Origin of the sequence: Halorubrum sp. SD690R (genome assembly GCF_005435035.1) — an archaeon.
Classification (GTDB): domain Archaea; phylum Halobacteriota; class Halobacteria; order Halobacteriales; family Haloferacaceae; genus Halorubrum; species Halorubrum ezzemoulense.
This window is the reverse complement of sequence record NZ_SGTV01000124.1, coordinates 1-475: the sequence shown is the minus strand read 5'-3', so window position 1 is coordinate 475 and position 475 is coordinate 1. Positions and strand designations below refer to the sequence as shown.

The following is a 475-nucleotide window of genomic DNA, read 5'->3' as shown; positions in this document are numbered from 1 at the left end:
CGCCGTAGGCGGCGAGCGCCGCGGAGGTGTTGCCGGTCGAGGCGCAGGCGAGGCGGCCGACGCCGAGTTCCTTCGCCACGCGGACGCCGACGGTCATGCCGCGGTCCTTGAACGAGCCGGTGGGGTTCATCCCCTCGTGTTTGACGCGGAGCGTCTCGACGCCCACGTCGGCTTCGAGGCGGGGTACCTCGTGGAGCGGCGTCGCGCCCTCGGGGAGCGAGACGCCCTCCTCGAAGGGGAGCGCGGCGTTGTAGCGCCAGACGCCGCGGCCCTCGAAGTCGTCCCAGGTCGGCGGGGACGCGTAGCGGACTTCGAGGAGGCCGTCGCAGTCGTCGCAGGTGTACCGAACGTCCTCGAACGGCGCGAACTGCGCGCCGCACGCGATACATTCGAGCCAGGTGCCGTCGGCGGCGACGGATGGCTCCTCGGGGGCGGGTGCCGTGAGTTCGAGGCTCATTGCTCGGGCGGTGGCACC

General features: G+C 72.4%; 1 protein-coding gene. It reads right to left on the bottom strand.

The features are described 5' to 3' along the window. Window positions 1-457 (bottom strand): pyridoxal-phosphate dependent enzyme (locus EXE41_RS18695; protein WP_137691802.1); only part of this gene is annotated, 457 nt, incomplete at its 3' end. Window positions 458-475 lie beyond the last annotated feature (18 nt).